This is a genomic window from Microbacterium sp. SLBN-146 (assembly GCF_006715145.1).
Lineage (GTDB): Bacteria > Actinomycetota > Actinomycetes > Actinomycetales > Microbacteriaceae > Microbacterium.
The window spans coordinates 888739-911797 of record NZ_VFMR01000001.1 but is presented as its reverse complement, the minus strand read 5'-3'; the positions used below and the strand labels follow the sequence as shown (position 1 = coordinate 911797).

General features: G+C 67.3%; 24 protein-coding genes. 13 read left to right on the top strand and 11 right to left on the bottom strand.

Going from position 1 to position 23059, the window contains the following annotated elements; all coding sequences use genetic code 11:
- The first annotated feature begins 23 nt into the window (after positions 1-23).
- From FBY39_RS03950 to rplI, 5 genes are all read left to right on the top strand, one after another.
- Positions 24-1220 (top strand): acyl-CoA dehydrogenase family protein, encoded by a 1197-nt coding sequence (locus FBY39_RS03950; protein WP_141930364.1) that lies wholly within the window; start codon positions 24-26, stop codon positions 1218-1220.
- Positions 1221-1404: 184 nt separating this feature from the next.
- Positions 1405-1782: a 30S ribosomal protein S6 gene (gene rpsF / locus FBY39_RS03945; RefSeq protein ID WP_141933872.1), complete on the top strand. Its 378-nt coding sequence runs from the start codon at positions 1405-1407 to the stop codon at positions 1780-1782.
- Positions 1783-1787: 5 nt separating this feature from the next.
- Complete coding sequence (locus FBY39_RS03940) at positions 1788-2318, top strand: single-stranded DNA-binding protein (RefSeq protein WP_141930362.1); 531 nt, start codon at positions 1788-1790, stop codon at positions 2316-2318.
- Between the two features lie 144 nt (positions 2319-2462).
- A complete protein-coding gene (gene rpsR / locus FBY39_RS03935; RefSeq protein ID WP_013584646.1) occupies positions 2463-2717 on the top strand; it encodes a 30S ribosomal protein S18 in 255 nt (84 codons plus the stop codon).
- 10 nt (positions 2718-2727) lie between these two features.
- Positions 2728-3180, top strand: a complete 453-nt coding sequence (rplI, locus tag FBY39_RS03930) for a 50S ribosomal protein L9 (RefSeq protein WP_141930360.1) — start codon at positions 2728-2730, stop codon at positions 3178-3180.
- A 119-nt stretch (positions 3181-3299) separates the two neighbouring features.
- Here rplI and FBY39_RS03925 read toward each other — a convergent pair whose 3' ends face one another.
- Complete coding sequence (locus FBY39_RS03925) at positions 3300-4658, bottom strand: chaplin family protein (RefSeq protein ID WP_141930358.1); 1359 nt, start codon at positions 4656-4658, stop codon at positions 3300-3302.
- A gap of 83 nt (positions 4659-4741) precedes the next feature.
- The gene (locus FBY39_RS03920) at positions 4742-5716 is read right to left on the bottom strand and encodes a hypothetical protein (protein WP_141930356.1); all 975 of its coding nucleotides are present in this window, start codon (positions 5714-5716) and stop codon (positions 4742-4744) included.
- Positions 5717-6152: 436 nt separating this feature from the next.
- On the opposite strand from FBY39_RS03920, the gene dnaB reads away from it, so the two are divergent.
- Positions 6153-7526 carry a replicative DNA helicase gene (gene dnaB, locus FBY39_RS03915; RefSeq protein ID WP_141930354.1) on the top strand — a complete coding sequence of 458 codons (1374 nt, stop codon included), beginning with the start codon at positions 6153-6155 and terminating at the stop codon, positions 7524-7526.
- 106 nt (positions 7527-7632) lie between these two features.
- Here the strand turns inward: dnaB and FBY39_RS03910 are convergent, their stop codons facing one another.
- Positions 7633-8340 (bottom strand): SDR family oxidoreductase, encoded by a 708-nt coding sequence (locus FBY39_RS03910; RefSeq protein ID WP_141930351.1) that lies wholly within the window; start codon positions 8338-8340, stop codon positions 7633-7635.
- Between the two features lie 172 nt (positions 8341-8512).
- Between FBY39_RS03910 and FBY39_RS03905 the strand changes: the two genes are divergently transcribed.
- The gene (locus FBY39_RS03905; protein WP_141930349.1) at positions 8513-9127 is read left to right on the top strand and encodes a TetR/AcrR family transcriptional regulator; all 615 of its coding nucleotides are present in this window, start codon (positions 8513-8515) and stop codon (positions 9125-9127) included.
- A gap of 9 nt (positions 9128-9136) precedes the next feature.
- Positions 9137-9676, top strand: coding sequence for a PaaI family thioesterase (locus FBY39_RS03900; protein WP_141930347.1), 540 nt, complete (start codon positions 9137-9139; stop codon positions 9674-9676).
- Positions 9677-9699: 23 nt separating this feature from the next.
- Here FBY39_RS03900 and FBY39_RS03895 read toward each other — a convergent pair whose 3' ends face one another.
- From FBY39_RS03895 to FBY39_RS03885, 3 genes are read right to left on the bottom strand one after another with little or no spacing between them, the layout of a single operon-like run.
- Positions 9700-10560 (bottom strand): alpha/beta fold hydrolase, encoded by an 861-nt coding sequence (locus FBY39_RS03895; protein WP_141930346.1) that lies wholly within the window; start codon positions 10558-10560, stop codon positions 9700-9702.
- A gap of 50 nt (positions 10561-10610) precedes the next feature.
- Entirely contained in the window at positions 10611-11606 is a 996-nt protein-coding gene (locus tag FBY39_RS03890) for an NADP-dependent oxidoreductase (RefSeq protein ID WP_141930344.1), read from the bottom strand.
- A 41-nt stretch (positions 11607-11647) separates the two neighbouring features.
- Positions 11648-12511, bottom strand: a complete 864-nt coding sequence (locus FBY39_RS03885; RefSeq protein WP_141930342.1) for an alpha/beta fold hydrolase — start codon at positions 12509-12511, stop codon at positions 11648-11650.
- A gap of 101 nt (positions 12512-12612) precedes the next feature.
- Here FBY39_RS03885 and FBY39_RS03880 point away from each other — a divergent pair, with 101 nt between their 5' ends.
- Positions 12613-13233, top strand: coding sequence for a TetR/AcrR family transcriptional regulator (locus tag FBY39_RS03880; RefSeq protein ID WP_141930340.1), 621 nt, complete (start codon positions 12613-12615; stop codon positions 13231-13233).
- Here FBY39_RS03880 and FBY39_RS03875 read toward each other — a convergent pair.
- Positions 13190-14194 (bottom strand): LysR family transcriptional regulator, encoded by a 1005-nt coding sequence (locus tag FBY39_RS03875; RefSeq protein WP_141930338.1) that lies wholly within the window; start codon positions 14192-14194, stop codon positions 13190-13192. The two genes, FBY39_RS03880 and FBY39_RS03875, sit on opposite strands and share 44 nt — an antisense overlap.
- 116 nt (positions 14195-14310) lie before the next feature.
- Between FBY39_RS03875 and FBY39_RS03870 the strand changes: the two genes are divergently transcribed.
- From FBY39_RS03870 to FBY39_RS03855, 4 genes are all read left to right on the top strand, one after another.
- A complete protein-coding gene (locus tag FBY39_RS03870) occupies positions 14311-15303 on the top strand; it encodes a DUF1852 domain-containing protein (RefSeq protein WP_141930336.1) in 993 nt (330 codons plus the stop codon).
- The gene (locus FBY39_RS03865; protein WP_141930334.1) at positions 15300-16355 is read left to right on the top strand and encodes a methionine synthase; all 1056 of its coding nucleotides are present in this window, start codon (positions 15300-15302) and stop codon (positions 16353-16355) included. Before FBY39_RS03870 ends, FBY39_RS03865 begins: the two co-directional genes overlap by 4 nt.
- 22 nt (positions 16356-16377) lie before the next feature.
- Entirely contained in the window at positions 16378-16938 is a 561-nt protein-coding gene (locus FBY39_RS03860; protein WP_141933870.1) for a flavin reductase family protein, read from the top strand.
- A 73-nt stretch (positions 16939-17011) separates the two neighbouring features.
- The gene (locus FBY39_RS03855) at positions 17012-18751 is read left to right on the top strand and encodes an amidohydrolase (RefSeq protein ID WP_222115654.1); all 1740 of its coding nucleotides are present in this window, start codon (positions 17012-17014) and stop codon (positions 18749-18751) included.
- On the opposite strand, the gene FBY39_RS03850 is transcribed toward FBY39_RS03855, so the two are convergent.
- Genes FBY39_RS03850 through FBY39_RS03835 form a run of 4 tightly spaced genes read right to left on the bottom strand, consistent with a single transcriptional unit; the run spans position 18738 to position 22865 of the window.
- Positions 18738-20300 carry a cryptochrome/photolyase family protein gene (locus FBY39_RS03850; RefSeq protein ID WP_141930332.1) on the bottom strand — a complete coding sequence of 521 codons (1563 nt, stop codon included), beginning with the start codon at positions 20298-20300 and terminating at the stop codon, positions 18738-18740. The genes FBY39_RS03855 and FBY39_RS03850 overlap by 14 nt on opposite strands.
- A complete protein-coding gene (locus tag FBY39_RS03845) occupies positions 20297-20587 on the bottom strand; it encodes a putative quinol monooxygenase (RefSeq protein WP_141930330.1) in 291 nt (96 codons plus the stop codon). Before FBY39_RS03845 ends, FBY39_RS03850 begins: the two co-directional genes overlap by 4 nt.
- Positions 20584-22017: an NAD(P)/FAD-dependent oxidoreductase gene (locus FBY39_RS03840; RefSeq protein ID WP_141930329.1), complete on the bottom strand. Its 1434-nt coding sequence runs from the start codon at positions 22015-22017 to the stop codon at positions 20584-20586. The genes FBY39_RS03845 and FBY39_RS03840 overlap by 4 nt, the downstream gene beginning before the upstream one ends.
- Positions 22014-22865 carry a UbiA family prenyltransferase gene (locus tag FBY39_RS03835; RefSeq protein WP_141930328.1) on the bottom strand — a complete coding sequence of 284 codons (852 nt, stop codon included), beginning with the start codon at positions 22863-22865 and terminating at the stop codon, positions 22014-22016. Before FBY39_RS03835 ends, FBY39_RS03840 begins: the two co-directional genes overlap by 4 nt.
- Between the last annotated feature and the right edge of the window lie 194 nt (positions 22866-23059).

The window sequence follows — 23059 nt, the reverse complement described above, 5'->3', positions numbered from 1 at the left end:
GCCCACTCGATGAGGAGGCGACCATGACCGGCGCGCACGATACGGACGACCTCGAGGCTCTGCGCGCGGCATCCGATGTCTTGGGGATCGACGCGCTGCTCTCGGATGGAGAGCGTGCCGTGCGCGATCGTGTGCGCCGCTTCGTCGACGCCGAGATCCGCCCCCACATCGCGGACTGGTTCGACCGCGGCTGGTTCCCGCGCGAGATCGTGCCGGCGCTCGGACAGCTCGGGGTGCTCGGGATGAGTCTGAACGGGTACGGATGCCCCGGGGGCACCGCCGTCGAGTACGGTCTCGCTGCGCTCGAGCTCGAGGCGGGCTACTCGGGTCTGCGGACGCTCGTCTCTGTGCAGGGCTCGCTCGCGATGGGCTCGATCCACCGCTGGGGGAGCGACGAGCAGAAGAACGACTGGCTGCCGCAGCTCGCGAGCGGCGAGGCGATCGGGAGTTTCGCCCTCACCGAGCCGGGCGCGGGATCCGACCCGTCGAGCATGAAGACCTACGCCCAGCGCGACGGCGACGATTGGATCCTGACGGGCGAGAAGCGCTGGATCGGACTCGCGTCGATCGCTCAGATCGCGGTCGTATGGGCGCAGACGCACGAGGGTGTCCGCGGCTTCCTCGTGCCGACGGATTCTCGCGGGTTCGAGGCGGTCGTGCTCGGACCCAAGGGATCAATGCGCGCCTCAGTGCAGTGCGACGTGCGGTTCGACGGGGTGCGCCTGCCCGCCTCGGCGATGCTGCCGGACGCGCGCGGACTGCGCGGTCCCTTCTCGGCGCTCAACGACGCACGGTACGGCATCGTGTGGGGCGCGCTCGGTGCCGGACGCGACAGCTACGAGGACGCACTCCGCCACGCCCTTGCCCGCGAGCAGTTCGGAACGCCCATCGCGGGCTTTCAATTGACGCAGCAGAAGCTCGTCGACATGACGCTCGAGCTGCAGAAGGGCGCGCTGCTCGCGCTGCACCTCGGCAGGCTCAAGGATGCCGGGAGCCTCCGGCCCGAGCAGATCTCACTCGGCAAGCTCAACAACGTGCGTGAGGCGATCGAGATCGCCCGGACGGCGCGGACGATCCTCGGGGGCGACGGCGTGCTGCTGGCGCACTCACCGATCCGGCATGCGGCGAACCTCGAATCGGTCCGCACGTACGAGGGCACCGACGAGGTCCACACACTCATCCTCGGCCAGCACCTGACCGGGCTCAGCGCCTTCCGCTGACCGATTCGGCGCCGAATCGCGGTGGCGTGCGGCTTCCGGTACCATAGGAGGGTTGTCCGCATGCGCCCGACGCGCTGGAAGCCGGATGACGTGCATACACACCCTCCTGCTGCGGGGAAATGCCCTGCAGCCGTTCTAGTCCGAAGGAGGTGGGTCAGTGACGCACTCTCACCAGTACGAGCTCATGGTGATCCTCAGCCCCGAGATCGACGAGCGCCAGGTCGCTCCGAACCTCGACAAGTTCTTGAAGGTCATCACGAACGATGGTGGCACGATCGAGAACATCGACATCTGGGGTCGCCGCCGTCTCGCTTACGAGATCCAGAAGAAGACCGAAGGCATCTACGCCGTCGTCAACTTCACCGCCACGAGCGCTGCCACGCAGGAACTCGACCGTCAGCTGAAGCTGAACGAGTCGATCATGCGCACCAAGGTGCTCCGCGCTGAAGAGGCGATCGCTCTGGTGGCCGCCGAGGCGAAGCGCTCCGAGGAGAAGGCGGCCCGCAAGGCTGCTGCCCCTGCTCGTCGCGAAGCCGCTGAGGCCAAGGCAGCGAAGGCGTAAGGGCGATGGCCGGCGAGACGATCATCACCGTCGTGGGAAACCTCACGGCTGATCCCGAGCTGCGGTACACGCAGAACGGACTGCCCGTCGCGAACTTCACGATCGCGTCGACGCCGCGCAACTTCGACCGTCAGGCCAACGAGTGGAAGGACGGCGAAGCGCTGTTCCTCCGCGCGAGCGTGTGGCGCGAGTTCGCCGAGCACGTGGCCGGATCGCTGACGAAGGGCATGCGGGTCATCGCGACCGGCCGCCTCAAGCAGCGCAGCTACCAGGATCGCGAAGGCAACAACCGCACCGCGATCGAGCTCGAGGTCGACGAAATCGGCCCCTCGCTCCGTTACGCGACCGCTCAGGTCACGCGTGCTGCCAGTGGTGGCGGCGGTGGAGGCGGAAGCTTCGGCGGCGGAGGTGGACAGGCGCGACCCGCGCAGGTCGCCGACGAGCCGTGGTCGACGCCCGGCTCCTCCTCGAATGCTGCCGGCGGCGACGCCTGGGCAGCGCCCGGAACGTCGTACGGCGACGACACGCCGTTTTGACGCGAGGCGGATCACCGCGGCGCAGCCGCGTTGATGCGACTCGGGTCAAGGTCGAGTAGCCCGCGCAGCGGGCGTATCGAGACCCTCCCCCTTCAGAAGGCCGGAACACCCGGCATCCCACTTCTTCTTCATTAAGGAAAAATCATGGCTGGAAAGGCAACCGGCGATCGTCGGAAGCCGCGGAAGGGCGCGAAGAACGCTGCCCCCGCGAAGGCGATCCGTGTCGGCGTCATCGACTACAAGGACGTCGCAACTCTTCGCAAGTTCATCTCGGAGCGTGGCAAGATCCGCGCCCGTCGTATCACTGGTGTCTCCGTTCAGGAACAGCGCCTCATCGCCCGTGCGATCAAGAACGCACGCGAGATGGCTCTGCTCCCCTACGCCGGCGCCGGCCGCTAAGGAGCATCCGATGGCAAAGCTGATTCTCACGAACGAGGTCGCCGGGCTCGGAAGCGCCGGTGACGTCATCGAGGTCAAGAACGGGTACGCCCGCAACTACCTCATCCCTCAGGGCTTCGCTGTGGCGTGGTCGCGTGGCGGCGAAAAGCAGGTGGCGTCGATTCGCGCCGCTCGCGAGTCGCGTGCGATCCACGACCACGAAGAGGCCGTGGCGCTCAAGAACTCCCTCGAGAGCAACAAGGTGCGCCTCGCCGTCAAGGCGGGCGCCGAAGGTCGCCTGTTCGGTTCGGTCAAGACGGTCGACGTCGCCGACGCCGTGAAGGCCGCCGGTCTGGGCGACCTCGACAAGCGCAAGATCCACATCACCTCGCCGATCAAGTCGGTGGGCGAGCACGAGGCGACGATCCGTCTTCGTGACGACCTCACCGCCGTGATCACGCTTCAGGTGGTCGCAGCCAAATAAGGCTCAGCCCTCACGAGGGCGAACGGATGCCGCGGACCTTCGGGTTCGCGGCATCCGTCGTTCGGCGACCGTGGAGTCCCGTGCCAGGCACGGTGCGAGACTCCACGGTCATCCGAGCGTCACGCCTTGCGGCGTGCACGGAGGGCGAAGCCTCCCGCGATCAGCAGTGTGATCGCGCCCGCGGCGAGCGGCAGCAGCGTGGCCTCGAGGCCCGTGTCGGCGAGAGCCGTGACGCGCGCACCGGCGGGTGAGCCGACGACCGCGTTTCCGCTGCCGGCCACGACGGCCGAGGTTCCGTCCGTTCCCGGCGTGCCGGGCGTACCCGGGGTTCCGGGGGTACCAGGCGTACCCGGGGTACCAGGCGTACCAGGCGTACCAGGCGTACCAGGCGTACCAGGGGTTCCGGGGGTACCGGGGTCGCCCGCGGACGGCGTTGTCGTCGTGCTGTCGCCGATGACCGAGATGGCGTTGCCGCCGAGGTCGATGGGAACGGCGACCGGCAGCGCGATCTGGCTGCCACCGAGGATGCCGTCATCGCCCGACGTCACGGGCAGGCCGAGGCCTGCGCCGGGACCGCTGGGAGCCGCTGACCCTGCACCGGTCGACGTGCTGTCCCCGATGACCGAGATGGCGTTGCCGCCTGCCGCGATGGGAGCCGTGATCGGCGCGACAACCTGTGTCCCGCCGAGGATCCCGTCATCGCCGGTCGTCGACGCGCCGTCAGTGCCACCGGGAGCCGATGCGCCCGGTATCGTCGTCGCGCCCTCGGACGAGCTGTCGCCGATCACGGAGATGGCGTTCCCGGTCACCGCGATCGGAGCGGTGACGGGTGCCACGATCTGGCTGCCACCGAGGATCCCGTCGTCGCCCGACGTCCCGGCGTCTGTCGCCGCGGGGGCGGCGGTCGTCGGTGTGGCGGAGGTCGCGGCATCCGTCGACTGGCTGTCGCCGAGCACCGAGATCGCGTTACCGCCCACCGTGATGGGCACGGCGACCGGAACGACCGCCTGCGTGCCCGACCCGACTCCGTCGTCGCCCGAGGTGGACGGCGCAGGTGCTGCCGGCTCAGCCGGGGGCGCCGGTTCAGCCGGGGCGGCAGGAGACTCGGACGACGAATCGCCGACGACCGACACGGCGTTGCCGCCGATCGTCACCGGAATGTCGACCGAGACGATCGCCTGCGAGCCGGAGCCGACGCTGTCGTCTCCGCTCGTGACGGGCGCTGCGGCGGGTGCAGGCGCTGCCGGAGCGGGTGCCGCCGGTGGGGCCGACGCCTCGCTCGTCGCGTCGCCGAGCAGCGAAACGGACGTGCCGTCGATGGAGACGGGCACGGAGACGTTCAGCAGAGCCTGCGTACCCGACAGCAGGCCCTCGTCCCCTGTCGTGTCCGCCGCGCTCGCGCCGGCGGCTGCGCCGAGCAGCGTGATGCCGCCCGCGAAGAGCGTGCCCCACAGGGCGCGCTTTGCGAATGTGTTCATGGTCTTTCCCCTTCAGAGAGTGAGTGAAGTGCGCGCGAGAGCGCGCGAGAGTCTCTGTCGCCGCGAGGGCGACCGAGGCTCACTCAGTCAGGGGAGACGTCGTGGGAGGGAGCGGGTGATGCCGGCACGTCGTCGTCCTTCGGTCCCGCACGTCGCACCCAGGCACGGTGAGCGACGAGGGGAAGGAAGGCGGCAAGCGCCCAGGCACCGGAACCCGAACCACCGGATCCGAGAGATGACGTCGGCGTCGCACACGGCCCGCTGAAGGGTGGAGCACTCCCCGAGCGCTCCGCGGGTGCCGTGACGGCGGAAGAGGCTGTCGGCGCCGCCTGTGCGAGCGCGTGCAGCGACGGAAGGGATGCCGCAGGAGTCCAGGCCCAGACGCGAGCTGCGGCGACCGCAGAGGGCGACGTGAGGCTCGCGGCGCTGACCGCTGGGCCGAGGTCCGCGAGGTCGATGTCGAGGCCGATGTCGTGGGTCGGGGACGGCAGTGGGAGCGGAGGAAGAGGGATCAGCGGAGCGGTCGGCGTCGGCGACCCGACCGCAGCGCCCGCCTCATCGATCGCGTCTACAACCGTCTCGAGCGTCGTGTCGACCGTCTTTCCGACCTCGGCGATGAGATCGTCCGCTCCGAGACCGGTGACGACATCGCCGACGACGGGGATCTCGGTCACGGCTCTGACGACCGGCTCGGTGACGGTGGTGACGACGCCGCTGGAGACGACGTCGCTGACAGGAGCCGTAACGGTGGTGACGACCTCGGTGACCGCGGTGACGGGCGGCTGCACGGGAGCCGGCGCGACGGCGACGACCTTCTCGACGGTCGTTGTCGCGACGGAGGTGACCTCGGTCACGGTGGTTCCGACGACGTCGGTCGCGCCGTCGAGAACATTGGTGACCGCACCGAGAAGTCCGGGGCGGTCGCCATCGTCATCGCTGGCGTGAGCGGTGGAGGGTCCGAGCAGGAGCGAGAGCGCCACGAAGGCGAATACGGCGACGATGCCGCACAACGCGAGGCGTGCGAAAACTCTCAACCCACGCCAGGTAGCGATCTCCACGTTCGTCTCCCAAGATGATGAACGTCTTTCGCACGTTCGGTTGAACGTCCGTGATGTGCCTGGTGGAAGGCACGTTAGACCTATGTCGGGGGCTTGTCTAGGGGTGTTCGTGGCGGCGAAGCACTCGGCGCATATCACGTTGTCCCCCAAACTGTGGACAACCTCACGTAGCATCCGCAACCTTCAACACGCACTTCAACCACATCTCCATCCACAGGCTGTGTGGAAAAAATGACCCGGTCAGATACAGAATAAACTTCTGATCCGAAGTCATCCCCAGAAGTTCTCCACACCCTTTGCTCACAGCCTGCGCGGCGTTTCCCGCAATCTCTCCACAGCGTTATCCACAGGCTGGTTTGCGGGTGTCGGAACCCGTCCATAGCGTGGTCGTCGTCCAGTCGGGGGAGCGCGCATTCGCGCGGAAAGGGGCAGGTGCATGTCGATCGCAGACATCTCCGAAGACCGACTAGGAGCACCCCGCGAGCACGAGCGCACACCCCCGCACGACTTCCTCGCCGAGCAGAGCACGCTCGGCGGCATGCTGCTCTCGAAAGACGCCGTCGCCGATGTCATCGAGACGCTGCGCGGCCCTGACTTCTACATCCCGAAGCACGAGCTGATCTTCGAAGCGATCCTCACGCTCTACTCGCACGGTGAGCCGACCGACGTCGTCGCCGTGACCGACGAGCTCATCAAGACGGGCGAGCTCCAGCGCGCGGGTGGCGCCGACTACCTCCACACCCTCACGTCGATCGTGCCGACGGCGGCGAACGCGGGCTACTACGCGACGATCGTCTCGGAGCGGGCGCTCCTTCGCCGACTCGTCCAGGCGGGCACGCGCATCGTGCAGATGGGCTACTCGGGTCAGGGCGAAGCCGTCGACGTCGTCAACAACGCGCAGGCCGAGATCTACTCTGTCACCGGCGCCGAGGCGGCTGAAGACTACGTCCCCCTCACGATCGCGGTCGATGCAGCCGTCGACGAGATCGAGGCCGCGCGTGGCCGCGACGGTCAGATGACCGGCATCCCCACGGGGTTCGGCGGACTCGACCAGCTCACCAACGGCCTCCACCCGGGCCAGATGATCATCATCGCCGCGCGTCCTGCCATGGGTAAGTCGACGCTCGCGCTCGACTTCGCGCGCTCCGCTGCCATCAAGCACGACATGCCGACGATCTTCTTCTCGCTCGAGATGGGTCGCAGCGAAATCGCGATGCGTCTCATGAGCGCCGAGGGCGCGATCCCGCTTCAGGCGATGCGCAAGGGCACGCTCGACTCGCGCGACTGGACGACGATCGCCGCGACCCGCGGTCGCATCAACGACGCGCCTCTCTATATCGACGACTCGCCCAACATGACGCTCGTCGAGATCCGCGCCAAGTGCCGTCGACTCAAGCAGCGCGTCGGCCTCAAGATGGTCGTCATCGACTACCTCCAGCTCATGACGTCAGGAAAGCGCGTCGAGTCGCGCCAGCAAGAGGTATCGGAGTTCTCGCGTGCGCTCAAGCTGCTCGCGAAGGAGCTCGGCGTTCCCGTTGTCGCGCTGTCGCAGCTGAACCGTGGTGCCGAGCAGCGCTCCGACAAGAAGCCCGCCCTGTCAGACCTCCGTGAGTCCGGCTCGATCGAGCAGGATGCCGACATGGTCGTGCTCCTTCACCGTGAGGCTGCCTACGAGAAGGACAGCCCCCGGGCCGGCGAAGCCGACCTCATCGTGGCCAAGCACCGCAACGGCCCCACCGACACGATCACCGTCGCCTTCCAGGGACACTTCTCCCGCTTCACCGACATGGCCCCTGGCGACTTCGGCTAGTTGTGTCGCCGAGATCAGTGCGCCGCCGAGTTCATCGAGATCGCCACGCGAGGCGCTGTCCGGCAGGAGTACGTGGGCACCTAGCGCTTGTCGAAGCGGCGTACGCCTACTTCGCGAGCTGCGGGTACAGCGCCTCGATCGGGCCGGACAGCGCCGCCTTCAGCTGCACCGACGTCTCATCGGCCAGCACCTCGTACTCGCCCGCTTCAGTGGCGTCGAGAACCTTCGCGACGAGCACGGCGGGGTCGAGCTTCGCGTCGGTGGATCCCGCGGCCATCGCGGTGTCGACCCAGCCCACGTGGACTCCCACGACCTGCACGCCCGCGGGGTGCAGCTCGATGCGCATCGAGTTCGTCGCCGACCAGAGGGCGGCTTTCGTCGCCGAGTAGATCCCGCCGACGGCGAACCAGGACATCGCGGAGTGGATGTCGATGATGGCGGTCTCACCAGGCTGTGCTGACAGCAGCGGCGCGTACGCACGCGCGAGCATGAGCGGTCCGACGAAGTTCGTCTCGATGTTGCTGCGGATCTCGTCATCGGTGTGGTTGAGGATGCCGAAGCTCGCGGGCGACGTGCCCGCGTTGTTGATCAGGATCGTGACGTCGGGCGCTGCCGCGACGACGGCGTCGATCGACGCGGCATCCGTCACGTCGAGCGGCAGGGTGACGACGCGCTCGTCGTCCCACTCACGGGGGGTACGAGCCGTGGCGTATACCTTCGCCGCTCCGCGCGCGAGCGCCTCGCGCACGAAGTGAGTACCGATGCCGCCGTTCGCGCCGGTGACGAGGACGATTGCTCCGTTGAGTGAGGTCATGCGTGTCGCTCTCTTCTTATCTGTGATTGGCCGTGAGTGGGTATTCGGGTGGCCGCAGAGTGCCCTCAGCGGGTCGTCACCGGGTCGGAGATGGGAGAATGAACCACACCCCATCATGCAGTGACTACGCTCATAACCGAGGCCACTCATGATCGATTCCGGGAGGAGCGAGATGTCGGTGACGTCACCGCCCGTTGGTCGCCGCGAGCGGAACAAGCAGGAGAAGCTCGAGCGCATCGTCGCCGCTGCCGGCGCTCTGTTCGCCGAGCGTGGCGTCGACGATGTCACGACGCAGGAGATCGCCGACGCTGCCGATATCGGCACGGGCACACTCTTCCTCTATGCCAAGACCAAGGGGGAGCTGCTCCTCCTCGTGCAGAACGCTCACTACGTCCGCGCCCTCGACGAAGGCCGCAGCGCCGCCGCTGCCACGTCCGGAGCGGTCGACGGAGTCATGGCGCTCCTCGCACCGGTCGTCGCGTGCAACCGGACGCAGGTCGACAACGGCCGCACCTACCTGCGGGAGATGATCTTCGGTGATGCGGGCGAGCAGCATCACGCCGAGGCGCTTCGCGTCGTCGGTGAAACCGAGCACACCCTCACGGAACTCATCGTCACCCGCGCCGGACGCAGCGAGGCGGATGCCGGCGTCCTGGCGCGCATGATCTCGTCCGGGCTGCTGGTGGCGATGGCATCCGCACCTACGGCCGAGACGACCGTCGACGACATCCTCGCGGTCGTCCGCACGCAGGTCGAAGCGGTGCTGGCACACGATCAGAACGGATAGCGAACGGGCATGGCCGATCAGACGGTTTCGACGGCGCGGACGCGCACGCTGCACTACGACGTTCCGAGCCGCGATGCTCGGGCACCGTTCGCCTCATCGGGTCTCGAGCAGTTGCAAGCGATCATCGACGGGCGGCATCCTGCACCCCCGATCAGCAGCCATGTGGGGCTCGAGTTCGTGAGTGTCGCGGACGGCGACGTCGTGATGACGGCAGTCCCCGACGAGTCGCATTACAACCCGATCGGGTCGATCCACGGGGGGTTCTTCGCAACGGTGCTCGACTCGGCCTGTGGATGCGCCGTGCACTCGACCCTGCCAGCCGGCGTCGGATACACGAGTCTCGAGATCAAGGTGTCGTTCCTGCGCCCTCTCAGCGCCGACACGGGGCCGGTCACGGCGCACGGGTGGGTCACGCGCCGAGGACGCAGCGCGACATTCGCCGAGGCCGACATCCGTGATGCCGAGGGCCGGGTGCTGGCCACCGCATCCAGCACTTGCCTCGTTATCGCGCCGCGCTCGTCGCCTCAGCCCGACAATTCCGGCTCGTGATCGTGACCTTCGAGGGTGGAAGGTCAGCCGCGGACGTCGTTGAGGAAGTTCGCGGCGACAGGTGCGAACTTCTCCCAGTACTGGAAGATCCCCCCATGGCCTGAGTTCGGGTAGATGATCAGCTCGGAGTCGGCGATGCGGCGGTGGAGGTCTTCGGAGAGATTGCTCGGCACCATCCGGTCGTTGTCGCCGTTGGCAATGAGCGTCGGTGACGTGATCACCGAGAGGTCGGACGGCGCGGAGCGGCCGAATCTGACGATCGCCTTCAGCTGCGTGCTGAACGCCTTGTTGGAGATCGCCTTGTCTCGGTCGATGGTGCGCTCCTTGAGCCGCTCGACGAACTCCTTGCCGGCCTTCTTGCCTTCGGCATCGCGGTTGAAGAAGAGGAACTCCTTCGGGTCGGAGCGCGTGATCACCGAGCGGAAGATGTCCCAGTAGGTCGTGCCGACGACCTTGTCCATGTCTTCACCGCCACGCGGCCCTGTACCGGTGAGGATGAGGCCCCGCACGAGATCGGGGTGCTTCACGACGAGGTCCTGCGCGATCATCCCGCCCATGGAGAACGAGAACACGTCGATCTTCGTATAGCCGAGACCGTCCACGATGAACCGGTAGGCGTCGTCGGCGGCGTCTTCGAGGGTGTCCGGGACGCGGCCGCTCGATGCCCCGACACCCAGCTGGTCGAACGTGATGACATGACGAGTCTTCGCGATCGCGTCGATGATGCGGGGGTCCCAGTTGTCGAGCGTCGCAGCGAGGTGGACGAAGAAGACGACGGGGATCTCCTCCTTCGGTCCGAGCTCGCGATAGGCGAAGGTGTCCCGACCGACTCTGACGGTCTTCGCGGGGGCCTGGGCGTACGAGGTGATGATGGATTCGTTCATGAGGGGTGTCCTTTGAGGTTGAGTACCGAGCGGAATGAGCAGAGGGGCGGTCACGCGCCCAGCAGGACGGACTTTCCACGGATGCCGCCGCGGTGCTGCGCCTCGAGAGCCTCCGGCGCTTCGTCGAAGGTGTACGTGGCGCCGACGATCGGACGGATCGCACCGGCATCCACGAGCTCGGCGATCGCTCGCAGCTGCTCGCCGTCGGCGCGCATGAAGAGGAACTCGTAGGTGACGCCGAGCTTCTTCGCCTGCCGGCGGACCTTGCGACTCAATGCGCTCATCGCGATGCGAAGAACGGGGTTCAGACCGATCTCTTCTGCGAATGCGGGCGTCGGCGGGCCGGAGATTCCGACGGCCATCCCGCCTGCACGCAGCACACGCAGCGACTTCGTGAGGTTCTCGCCTCCGAGGCTGTCGAGCACGAAGTCGTACCCCGACAGCTCTTCGGAGAAGTCCTGGCTCGCGTAGTCGATGACGACGTCGGCGCCGAGTGACCGCACGAACTCCGCGTTCCTCGCCGAGGCCGTTGTCGCGACCTCCGCGCCGAGATGCTTCGCCAGCTGGATCGCGATCGTTCCGACACCGCCGGCGCCGCCGTGGATGAGGACCTTCTGGCCCGCCGTCACGCCGCCCTTCTCGACGAGGGCCTGCCACGCGGTGAGCGCGACGAGGGGAAGGGATGCCGCCTCGAGGACACTGACCGACGAGGGCGCGCGCGCGACATCGGCCTGGTCGACGGCGATGCGTTCCGCGAACGTGCCGATCCGATGATCGCGAGGCCGGGCGAACACCTCGTCGCCGGGCGTGAACGAACGGACCTGCGAGCCGACGCGGATCACCGTCCCGGCGACGTCGTGGCCCAGCGTGAGCGGCGGCCGGTAGGGGAGGAACGCCTTGAACTCTCCCGTGCGGATCCGCTCGTCGAGGCCGTTGATGCCGGCGGCGGCGACCGAGATCAGCACGTCGTTCGGACCCACGGTCGGCTCGGCGACGTCCGCTTCGTGGAGGGGCTTCTTGTACCCGTCGATGATGAATGCACGCATGTCGCGACTTCCTGTTCTGGATGAGGTGTGTGGGTCCTGCGTCAGACGCGCAGGAAGGACTGGATGCGGCGCGTCACGACGTCGCGGTGCTGCGAAACGACACCATGTCCGGCATCCGGAAACGTCAGGATGTCGATGGCGGAGAACGTCTGACGCAACTGCATCGCGTTGACCGGCGGGACGAGGATGTCGTCAACGCCGTGGAAGGTGAGCGAAGGCGTGTCCGTCTCCACGTCGACCGTGCGAGGCTCTGCTCCCCAACGCGCGACGGCGCGGAGTTGCGCGCGCATGACGCCCGGCGTGACGGCCGAGTCGCGGTCCGCGCGTCGGCGCTTCAACCGGCCCTGATAGGCGGCGGCGGCGCGTTGTCCTTCGGCGGTGCGGGTGAAGAAGAGGACGGAGGTCGCGGGACGCGCTGTCACGACGCTGCGCGCGATACCGCGGAGCATGACGCCCGTCATCCGCGTAAGACCTTCGCCGCCCCGGGGGCCCGTTCCGGACATCACGAGGTGGTCCACCAGGTCGGGCTCCTGCTCGACCATTGCCTGGGCGACCATGCCCCCCATCGAGAGGCCGAAGAGATCGATGCGGCGGAGTCCGAGTGCGCGCACGGCGGAAACGGCGTCGCGGGCCATGTCCTCGAGGCTGTGCCGCACCCGGCCGGTCGATCGACCCACGCCGCGGTAGCCGAGCACGATGACGCGCCGCTCGTGCGCGAGCGCGTCGATGACCTCGGGATCCCACGCATCCAGATTGCCGCCGAGATGCATGAGAGCGACGAGCGGTAGCCCAGGGCCCGATCCGACCTCGCGGTAGGCGATGTGTGCGCCGTCGACCCGTGCGAACTGCGTCGCAGCGTCGACGAACGAGGTCGCGACATGGTTGCTGTGCGCTGCCGGGGTCATCTCTGCTCCTGTCGTCCGTCCGTCGAGGGCGGGTGCGAATCTCGAAATCTGCGAGTAAGCTCAATACTGAGTCGACTCATTTAATTTGTCAAGGGGGCGACATGAATCAGGAACCCGGCCGCGTCGGTCGGCGCGAGAGGGCCATGGCCGATAAGCGTCGCCGCATCATGGAGGCGGCACGGTCGCTCTTCGCGGAACGGGGGGTGGGTGGCGTCACGACGCGGGAGGTCTCCGACCGCGCGGACGTCGCCATCGGGACGCTGTTCCGCTACGCGGCGAGCAAGGCGGAGCTGCTCATCATGGTGCAGAACGAGAAGTTCCGAACGGCCATCGATGACGGCCTCGTGACGTCCGGAGCGCTGTCAGCGAGAGGCGCGTCAGCGGAGGATGCCGTCATGGCACTCCTGGCGCCCGTCATCGACTGCGTGCGCGAACAGCCCGAGAACGGTCGCCTCTACTTGCACGAGTTGATCTTCGGCGACCCCGGCGAGGAGCACCGAAGCGCGGGACTCGCGGAGGCATGGCGGTTGGAGGCGTCCATCGCCGAGCTCCTGCGTGCGGTCCCCGACGTCGATCCGGATGCGCGGGCCACCCTTGCGCGCGTCATCACATCGATCATCCACGTCACGATGACGGCGACGCTGCACCTTCGCGACAGCCCCGGTGACGTCAAGGAGGTCATTCGATCGCAACTCGCTGCGATTCTGTGGATGCCGCGATGAGGCGGTCTCCGCTGGGGACCTCATCGATCAGTGCGACGTCGAACTCGGTGACGACCGCGCGCACCTCGGCGAGGTAGCGCTGGGCCTGGTCCGTGAGCGGGATGGCGGCGTGGTCGATCCAGCCGATCTCGATGCGTTCGTCGACGTCGAGCGGGATCGCGACGATCTCGGGATCGAGTTCCTCGCTGATGATGCCCGTCGAGATGGTGTAGCCGCCCAGTCCGATCATGAGATTGAAGATCGTGGCGCGGTCGGACACTCGGATCTCCCGCGCGCTCGACAGGGTGGAGAGGATCTCCTCGGCGAAGTAGAACGAGTTGTTCGTGCCCTGATCGAATGTGAGTCGGGGAAGCTCCGCGAGATCGTCGAGAGTCGCACCATCGCGACGGGCGAGAGGGTTCTGCCGGGAGATGAAGATGTGCGGCTCGGCGAGGAACAGCGGGCGGAACGCGAGACCGGAGTCGCGGAGCAGCTTGTCGATGACCCTGCCGTTGAAGTCGTTCCGGTACAGGATGCCGATCTCGCTGCGGAGCGTCCGGACATCCTCGATGATGTCCCACGTGCGGGTCTCACGGAGCGAGAACTCGTACTCGGCGGCATCCGCGGCTTTGACCATCCGGACGAACGCGTCGACCGCGAACGAGTAGTGCTGCGCCGACACCCCGAGCAGACGTCGAGACGGTGGTCGATCCAGATAGCGCTGCTCGAGGAGCGCCGCTTGCTCGACGACCTGTCGTGCGTATCCGAGGAACTCGATGCCGTCGGCCGTGAGGGTGACTCCGCGGGCCGAACGTACGAGGAGCGCGCGTCCCACCCGCGCCTCGAGGTCCTTCATCGCCGCCGACATAGTCGGCTGGGCGACGTAGAGCAGGTCTGCCGCGCCGGAGATGGACCCCTCAGCAGCAACCTCGACGAAGTAGCGAAGCTGCTGCAACGTGAGGCTGCTCGGACCCTGTGGCATAGGCAAATGCTATACCCGAGCATAGTTACGGGGAGTTACCCGATACCTCGTCGCCGCCTGCACGATGGATCCATCCACTTCCGAAGGTCGTACCGGCCCTCATCTGATTGGCCACCATGACGGACGAGTTCACGTTCAGCATCACCACCACCCCGTTCAACGAGGACTACTCGCCGTCGGAGGGTTCGCGGATCACGACGAACTTCGCCAATCTGGCACGCGGTGACCGCCGTCAGGAGAACCTCCGCAACGCCCTGACGATGATCACGCGTCGCTTCAACGACTTGGCGCACTGGGACAATCCGAGCGGAGACCGCTACGCCGTTGAACTCGAGATCGTTTCGGCGCATCTGAACTTCACCTCGGGCGACGCGGATCGGGAGTTCCCCCTGCTCGAGATCCTCGACACCCGCATCGTCGACCTGTGGACCGGCGTCCGCCACGCCGGGATCGTGGGGAACAACTTCTCCTCCTACGTCCGCGACTACGACTTCAGCGTCGTGCTCCCGGCGGCGGGTGCCGGCGCCAACGGACCAGCCATTCCCGACGACTTCGGCGACCTGCACGGTCGGCTGTTCCAGCACTTTCTCGACTCCGACGCCTACACGGAGCGCTTCTCGCAGCCGCCCGTGATCTGCATCAGCGTCTCGACGAGCAAGACCTACCACCGCACGTCGAACCACCACCCGGTTCTCGGCGTCGAGTACCAGCAGGACGAGTACTCGCTGACGGATCAGTACTTCGCGAAGATGGGGCTGAAGGTTCGCTACTTCATGCCACGCGGCAGCGTGGCACCGCTCGCGTTCTACTTCCGCGGCGACCTGCTCAACGACTACTCGAACCTTCAGCTCATCGGCACGATCAGCACGATGGAGACATTCCAGAAGATCTACCGCCCCGAGATCTACAACGCGAACTCCGCCGCCCCCGCCGTCTACCGGCCGAGCCTCGGGGCATCGGACTGTTCCCGCACCGAGATCGAGTACGACCGGGTCGAGCGCAGCCAGCTCGCGACGATCCAGGGAAAGTACACGGAAGAGCACTTCATCGCTCCGCACAAGGACGTCCTCGCCCGATGGTCGGCGGGCTACCCCGCTCGCGTCGCATGACCGGCGGCCATTCGGCGACCGCCCCGACGCTCCTGCCGACCGCGATCGTCGGGAGCCTTCCCAAGCCGTCGTGGCTCGCGGAGCCCGAGAAGCTCTGGTCCCCCTGGAAGCTCGAGGGCGACGCGTTGCGGGAGGGCAAGCGGGATGCTCTGCGGATCGCCGTCCAAGAGCAGAGCAACCGCGGCATCGACATCCTCAGTGACGGCGAGCAGAGCCGACAGCACTTCGTCACGACCTTCATCGAGCACCTCAGCGGTGTCGACTTCGAGCGGCGCGAGACCGTTCGCATCCGAAACCGCTACGACGCGAGCGTGCCGACCGTCGTCGGGTCGGTCAGTCGCGAGCAGCCCGTCTTCGTCGACGATGCGAGGTTCCTCCGCGCATCCACCGATCGTCCGATCAAATGGACTCTCCCTGGTCCGATGACGATGGTCGACACGCTCTACGACGCCCACTACCGGAGCCGCGAAGAGCTCGCGATGGAGTTCGCGACGATCCTCAACCAGGAGGCGAGAGAGCTCGAAGCAGCGGGAGTCGACATCATCCAGTTCGACGAGCCGTCCTTCAACGTCTTCTTCGACGAAGTGAAGGACTGGGGGATCGCGGCGCTGGAGCGAGCGGCCGAGGGCCTGCGCGCCGAGACAGCCGTGCACATCTGCTACGGCTACGGCATCAAAGCGAACACCGACTGGAAAGCGACCCTCGGATCGCAGTGGCGACAGTACGAGGAGTCGTTCCCTCTTCTGCAGAGCTCCTCGATCGACATCGTCTCGTTGGAGAGCCACCACTCCCATGTGCCGATGGACCTCATCGAGCTGGTCCGCGGAAAGAAGGTCATGCTCGGGGCGATCGACGTCGCGAGCGAGACGATCGAGTCCCCGGAGGAGGTAGCCGACACCCTCCGCACGGCCCTTCAGTTCGTGGACGCGGATAAACTCGTTCCCAGCACGAACTGCGGCATGGCACCATTCCCCCGTGACGTCGCGCTGGCCAAGTTGAGCGCGCTCAGCGCGGGAACGAGAATCGTTCGTGAGGAGGTGACCGGTGAGTAGTTCCGATCATCCGTCGGCAGCTGTGCGTGCCGTAGAGCCGGTCGCGGCTGGCGAGCGAGGTCTGCCCTCGAGCCTCTCGCCCGACGACTTCAAGGCGCTGTTCCGCGGACACCCCGCGGGTGTTGCCGTCATCACGGCCGACGCCGGCAGCGGTCCCGTCGCGCTGACCGCGACCTCCGTGTCGTCAGTGAGCGCCGAACCTCCCTTGCTCATCTTCTCGATCTCGACGCTGTCGTCGGCGGCTGACGTGCTGTCCCGCGCCGAGACGGTCATCGTGCACCTTCTCGACGCGCACGACCTCGAGGTGGCGAAGCTCGGTGCGACGAGCGGTATCGATCGTTTCGCCGACAAGACCCAGTGGTCGCGACTTGTCACCGGCGAGCCCGTCTACTGCGACGTGCGCGCGTGGGTTCGCTGCGCCGTCGTCAATCGCATGGATGCGGGGACCTCCATGGTCATCGCAGCGCACGCGCTGCAATCTCACATCGCACGCGACGTCTCACCCGGCGCGGCCGGCGACGCACTCGTCCACCACAACCGTGCGTGGCATCGCCTCGGCGAGCACTCCCGCGTCGACGACTGACCCGAACCGGGCCTACTCGAATCGCTGACGGCCGACATTTGCTCGCGTGTGCGGGATGTGGTCGAGTGTGACCATGCCCAACGAGCGCATCCTCACCGCCGGCACGATCATCACGATGGATCCCGGTCGGCCCCGAGCCGAAGCGATCGCGGTCAGGGACGAGCGGATCGTCGCGGTGGGCTCGCTCGACGAGTGCCGGGCGGCGCTCCCCGATGCCGCGGTGGAAGACTCCGGCGCCGCGTGCCTCCTTCCCGGCTTCATCGACTCCCACTCGCATCCCGTGCTGAGCGGTATGGCGACGATGTATCCCGCCTACTGGATCGCGCCGTGGTTCGCACCCACGTGGAACGACGTGCTCGCCGTCTTCGACAAGGCCATCGCCGAAACGGATGCTGGGTCTCCGCTGTCGTTCTTCGGCTTCGACGGATTGCTGCAGCAGCACGAAGAGCCCACCGCGGCGGTGCTGGACGCGATCTTCGGCGATCGACTCGTCCTCGTGTTCGGCAATTCCGGACATACGTCGTACGTCACTTCCGCGGTCATGCGAAAGCTCGGCTGGATCGAGAATCCGCCCAGTGATCCCGTCGGCGGATTCTTCGGACGCCTGCCGGACGGCGCGCTCGACGGCCGTGCGACCGAGGTCCCCGCGGCGATGGCACTCGCAGCCCCGGTGCTGAACGCGATCGCCGCGAGCACGTCGCCGCTTCAGGGCGCCGTCGAGTACTACATGCTGATGGCGAATGCCGGCATCACCTCGACATCCGAGCACACGTACAAGACACCGCTCAAGCAGGCGTACGAGACGCTGGCCTCGCTGCCGAGCTCTCCGCTGCGGATCACGCTGTACCACATGTCCACCGAGGCGGACTGCGGAGATCCCTTCACGTCGTCGGTCCCCTCGACGATGCTGCACAAGCAGGGCATCAAGCTCTGGGCGGATGGGTCGCCGTGGGTGGGCAACATCGCGATGTCGGAGCCGTACCTCGACACGGCTGCGACGCGGGCCGCCGGCATCCCCACGGGTGTCACCGGCCAGAAGCCGATGAACTACACGAGGGCACAGCTCGACAGTCTGCTCGACGCGCATGCCGGAGAGGGCTGGCAGATGGCCTTCCACGTCAACGGCGACATCGGACTCGACATCGTGCTGGATGCCTTCAGCCGGGCACTCGACAAACACGACCTCACGCACACCGACCACCGGTGGCGTGTCGAACACATCGGCGGCGCGCGTCACGACCAGTTCCACCGGATGGCCGATCTCGGCGTCGTCGCGTCAATGGGGCCGTTCCAGTTCTACTACTGGGGCGACCTGCTCGACGGCCAGATGTTCGACACCGCGATCGGGGCGGAGTGGCAGCGATTCCGCGACGCCTTCGACGCGGGCGTGCATCCGTCCTTCCACAACGACGGCAGCGTGAGTCCGCCCACTCCTCTCCTCAACATCCAGACCGCCGTCACGAGGCGGACGTCGAGCGGAGCGATACGGGGCGCGGACCAAGCGACGACGCTCGAAGAGGCGCTCGCCGCACAGACGATCAATGCCGCCTTCGCGTTGGGTACCGATTCCGACGTCGGGTCGCTCGAACCCGGCAAGCTCGCGGATCTCGTCGCGCTCGACGCCGATCCGTTCACGGTCGATCCCGCGACGCTCGGTGCGATCGGCGTGCAGGGCACGTGGCTGAGCGGCGCTCGCATCGACCTCGAGGCCTTCGCCGCGGCATCCGGTCAGGTCGACACGGCCGGACTCGAAGCGCTGAGGCTTCTCGGCGTGCCCGCGTGCTGTCACCACGTGGCCTCTACTCAGGGCTGATCGTGCCCGATCGGATCGCGGTCGCGCGTCGCGAGATCGCGGCCCGCTCGTCTTCGTCGATCCGACCGACGTTGCGCACCTGCAGCACCATCCGCGGATTGGCGGCCATCGCCTGTTCGTGCCGCATCAGGAAGTCCCAGTACAGGGTCGTGAAGGGGCACGCGTCATCGCCGATCCGTTTCGCCGGGTCGAACGGACACGTGCGGCAGTACGGGCTCATGCGGTCGATGTACTTGCCGGATGCCACGTAAGGCTTGCTGCCGAGGAGACCGCCGTCGGCGTACTGGCTCATCCCGAGCGTGTTGGGAAGCTCGACCCACTCGACGGCATCCACGTATACGGCGAGGTACCAGGAGTGCAGTTCCCGCGGTTCGACGCCGAGCAGCAGCGCGTAGAGCCCCGTCACCATGAGGCGCTGGATGTGGTGCGCGTACCCGTTCTCGAGGGTCGTCCCGATGGCATCCTGCAGGCACGACATGGGTGTGTCGCCCGTCCAGTACCAGTCCGGCAAGGGCTCGTGCGCCTCGAGGGCATTGCGCCCCAGGTATCCCGGCATCTGCGTCCAGTACACGCCGCGCACGTACTCCCGCCAGCCTAGGATCTGCCGGACGAAGCCCTCGACGGATGCGAGCGGCGCTCGGCCCTCGCGATACGCGGCCTCCGCCGCGGCCACGACCTCGCGCGGATGCAGGAGTTTGAGGTTCATGGCGGCGGAGAGGTGCGCGTGCCAGAGCCACGGCTCACCGGGCCACATCGCGTCCTGGGCGACGCCGAACTGCGGCAGGCGCTCCTCGATGAACAGCCGGAGCGACTCGAGCGCTTGGTCGCGGGTCACGGGCCACGCGAACGTGCCGAGCGACCCGGGATGGTCGGCGAACCGCTCCTCGACGAGCTCGAGCACCTCGCGCGTGATGTCGTCCGGCGCGAACGCGGCGCGCGGGGGAACCAGACCGGGTCCTTGCCGCGGGAAGGGCGCGCGGTTGTCGGCGTCGTAGTTCCACGAGCCGCCCTCCGGCTCGCCGTCCGGGGCGAGCAGGATGCCGTGCCGGCGCCGCATCTCGCGATAGAAGTACTCCATCCGCAGTGTCGAGCGACCCGCGGCGTGGTCCCTGAACTCCGCGACGGTGCAGAAGAAGTGGCGGTCCTCACGGATCTCCAAGGGCAGATCTGATGCTGCGGCCACGTCGCGCAGCGCCTGGAGGACCCGCCATTCTCCGGGCGCCGTCATGACGAGTCCGTGCGGCCGCAGGCGTTCGATGTCGGCGGCGAGCTGCGCAGCGAGGCTCCCCCGAGTGCCGGGGGAATCGAGCCGTGTGTAGTGCACGGTTCGCCCCATCGCCTCGAGGTCCCGCGCGAAATGCCGCATCGCCGCCAGGAACAGCGCCGTGCGGGGCTTGCTGCTCCACACGTGCGTCGACTCCTCGTCGACTTCGGCCATCCACACAGCGTCGAGCTGCGGATCGAAATCGTCGAAAGCGCTCGCTTCTGGATCGAGTTGATCGCCGAGCACGATGACCAGGCGCCGGAGCCTCGCACCCGCCTCACTCATACGACGAAATGGCGCAGCGTGAGGGGCGCGGTGAGGTAGCTCTCCTCCTCAGGAAAGGTCACGGGGTCCACGGCCCAGTTCTCGCCGGCGAACCGCACGAGAGCAGACTCGTCGACCCATCGGCTGACGTACTGGACGCGGGTCGAATCGGCGGCGTCGATCAGGATCTCGTGGGAGACGAGTCCCTCGTATCGTGCCGGGAACTCGGCGACGAGCGCGCGAAGTGCCTCGAGGAACTCTTCGCCGCGGTCCGGCAGGACGCGGGCTTCGGACACGCGGACGATCACGACCGATCGCTCTTCCGCTCAGCAGGATGCTTCGACAGCAGCTTCCGCGTGACCATCATCGCGCCGCCGATGACAGCGGGGATGCCTCCGCCGGGGTGCACCGAGGCCCCGACCCGCCAGAGCCAGGGCGTCCGGAGGTCGTGGTGGGCCGGCGTGTGGAGAGGTCCGCTCATCCACAGGGGACGTGCCGTCCCGTACAGAGCACCGTGTGGTTCGCCGAACGACCCGTAGTACCGCGGGTCGAGCACGACGGTGTCGATCATGGCGTCGGTGAACGGAGCATCCATCCCCATCACGGTCGAGGCGCGCGCGATCTCGCGGCGAACGAACGGGTGATCGAGCGTGTACTCCTGCCCGTCAGCAGGGGCGGTGAGCAGGATGCCGAGAGTGCTGCGGTCGTTCGGATAGATCTCGCCCGCGCGGTAGTGGTTGACGAAGGTCATCGTGTCGGCGGGCTCGTCGCCGGCGCCGAGGCTCCGATGAAGCGCGTCAGGCTTGGTGGGAAGGATGACGCTGTGTGCGGCGATGTCGTCCGGGAGCGGCTCCTCGAGCACCCCGTAGACGGCGATGGCGGAGCACGAGAGGGTGCGGTCAGAACGCCGCGGGCGGGTGTGTCCCAGAAGGGAGGTGAGCCGTTCGGCATCCACCGCACTCACGACGAGGTCGGCGTGGTGCACGCCCTGCGTCGTGGTGACCCGCCCTCGTTCGAGCCGGGTCACGGCCTCCTCCGTGCGCACGTCGACGCCAGCGGCATCCGCGAGTCGCTGGAGGGCGAGGACGACCTCGTACACGCCCCCGCGCGGCACCCACGCACCGGTCTCCGCCATGATCGCGGGCATGCTCGCGTAGAGGGCGGGTGTGCGGGCGGGGGAGACTCCGGCGTTGAGGGTGTGGATGGCGATGATCTCGCGGAGGCCCTCCGGCAGCCACGTGAGACTGTCGAGGTACGCGCGTGTGCTCAGTCGAGGGCCGTAGACGGCGAGCAGTCGCCGCAGTGCCGGAAGTGACGCGCGGTCGAGCGGGTCGGCGACGAGCAGCGCCGTGACGTCGTCGGCGAGGGGGGCGTGCAGGTCGCTGAAGCGTTTCCACGCCGGATACCACGGGTGATCCGGCGCGACCGGCAGCGACGTCTCCTCTCTCCGGTAGTAGTAGCGGCCGACTTCGGGAAGGCGCACGAGCTCGAGCTCGGCGACGCCGGCGATCGAGCGGGGCCCGTCATCGAGCCGGCGCAGCAGCCCCTCCCAGACGCCGGGGAAGGTCACGATCGACGGACCCGTGTCGATGCGCTCGCCGTAGACGTCGAGACGCCGGCTTTTTCCACCCACGGTCGGCCCGGCCTCGAGCAGCGTGACGCGATGCCCCGCGTGGGCCAGAAGCGTGGATGCCGCGAGACCGCCGAGGCCCGCCCCGACGACGACGATCCGGCTCACGGGTAGATCCCGAGGAACATCGCGGCGAGGAGGAGCCCGCTCGCCACGGAGCCCGCGATGTAGGGGAAGGCGACCGACAGCGGGTAGAGGCGTCGCCCTGTCGCGGGGGTCGGTCGGACGAGCAGCCAGACGACCAGTACGCCCGCGATCGCGAGGTTCACTGCGGCGACGGGGATGCTGACGAGCGCGAACAGCACGGTCGACGCGAGCCACCACGCCGCACTCCAGATCGCGGTCCTGCGTGGGCCGAGCAGGACGGCCGTCGTCGTGATGCCCGCCTCGCGATCTTCCTCGATGTCCTGCACGGCATCGAAGGCGTGCTTGGCGACGCTCCAGGTGAGCAGTCCGACGACAGCAGGCCACACGGGTGGAGCGTCGAGTGCCACCGGGACGATCAGCAAGGGCAGGCCGTAGGCGGCGTTGCTCAGCGAGTCGAGGAACGGGCGTCTCTTGAAGTGCAGCGGAGGGGCGGAGTAGAAGACGAAGACGGCCGTGTAGAGCAGGATGAGGGCGATCGCCATCGGTGGGAGCGCGACGACGAAGTACACGAGGAACGGCACGTTCGTCAGTGCGACGGCCCACAGGATCAGCCGCACCTCGTTCGGCGTGATCCGGGCACCCTCGATCGACCCCTTTCGAGGATTGAGCGCATCGGTGTCCTGGTCGTAGATGTCGTTGACGCCGTAGATCAGGAGATTGAAGGGAAGCGTGAGCCACAGGATGATCGGGATGGCCTGAACGTCGAGCAGCTGGCCCGTGAGCCACATGCCGAGCACGCCCGTCCCGATCGTGTTGATCCACAGCACGGGGCGTGAGATGTGGATCAGGCGTGTGACGGTCGACCACACGTCCGAGGCTCGGGTCCGGGGCGCGACCCCGGCGCCATCAGCGATGGGAGTCCCGATCCGATGGGCGAGACGCGGGTGGGAGGTGATCGTCGATGGCCGTGCTCCTCGAACCACTCAGCGGCGCGGGGGGTGCGCGCGTGACGCGATTCTAACCCGCGGATACAGTCGTGGATCCGTCAGGCCTAAGACGACCG

Bases quoted from the DNA above. Each gene is read 5' to 3' on its own strand.
- FBY39_RS03950 (WP_141930364.1), top strand. From the start codon at position 24: ATGACCGGCGCGCACGATACGGACGACCTCGAGGCTCTGCGCGCGGCA.
- rpsF (WP_141933872.1), top strand. From the start codon at position 1,405: ATGGTGATCCTCAGCCCCGAGATCGACGAGCGCCAGGTCGCTCCGAAC.
- FBY39_RS03940 (WP_141930362.1), top strand. From the start codon at position 1,788: ATGGCCGGCGAGACGATCATCACCGTCGTGGGAAACCTCACGGCTGAT.
- rpsR (WP_013584646.1), top strand. From the start codon at position 2,463: ATGGCTGGAAAGGCAACCGGCGATCGTCGGAAGCCGCGGAAGGGCGCG.
- rplI (WP_141930360.1), top strand. From the start codon at position 2,728: ATGGCAAAGCTGATTCTCACGAACGAGGTCGCCGGGCTCGGAAGCGCC.
- FBY39_RS03925 (WP_141930358.1), bottom strand. From the start codon at position 4,658: ATGAACACATTCGCAAAGCGCGCCCTGTGGGGCACGCTCTTCGCGGGC.
- dnaB (WP_141930354.1), top strand. From the start codon at position 6,153: ATGTCGATCGCAGACATCTCCGAAGACCGACTAGGAGCACCCCGCGAG.
- FBY39_RS03910 (WP_141930351.1), bottom strand. From the start codon at position 8,340: ATGACCTCACTCAACGGAGCAATCGTCCTCGTCACCGGCGCGAACGGC.
- FBY39_RS03905 (WP_141930349.1), top strand. From the start codon at position 8,513: ATGTCGGTGACGTCACCGCCCGTTGGTCGCCGCGAGCGGAACAAGCAG.
- FBY39_RS03900 (WP_141930347.1), top strand. From the start codon at position 9,137: ATGGCCGATCAGACGGTTTCGACGGCGCGGACGCGCACGCTGCACTAC.
- FBY39_RS03895 (WP_141930346.1), bottom strand. From the start codon at position 10,560: ATGAACGAATCCATCATCACCTCGTACGCCCAGGCCCCCGCGAAGACC.
- FBY39_RS03890 (WP_141930344.1), bottom strand. From the start codon at position 11,606: ATGCGTGCATTCATCATCGACGGGTACAAGAAGCCCCTCCACGAAGCG.
- FBY39_RS03885 (WP_141930342.1), bottom strand. From the start codon at position 12,511: ATGACCCCGGCAGCGCACAGCAACCATGTCGCGACCTCGTTCGTCGAC.
- FBY39_RS03880 (WP_141930340.1), top strand. From the start codon at position 12,613: ATGAATCAGGAACCCGGCCGCGTCGGTCGGCGCGAGAGGGCCATGGCC.
- FBY39_RS03875 (WP_141930338.1), bottom strand. From the start codon at position 14,194: ATGCCACAGGGTCCGAGCAGCCTCACGTTGCAGCAGCTTCGCTACTTC.
- FBY39_RS03870 (WP_141930336.1), top strand. From the start codon at position 14,311: ATGACGGACGAGTTCACGTTCAGCATCACCACCACCCCGTTCAACGAG.
- FBY39_RS03865 (WP_141930334.1), top strand. From the start codon at position 15,300: ATGACCGGCGGCCATTCGGCGACCGCCCCGACGCTCCTGCCGACCGCG.
- FBY39_RS03855 (WP_222115654.1), top strand. From the start codon at position 17,012: ATGCCCAACGAGCGCATCCTCACCGCCGGCACGATCATCACGATGGAT.
- FBY39_RS03850 (WP_141930332.1), bottom strand. From the start codon at position 20,300: ATGAGTGAGGCGGGTGCGAGGCTCCGGCGCCTGGTCATCGTGCTCGGC.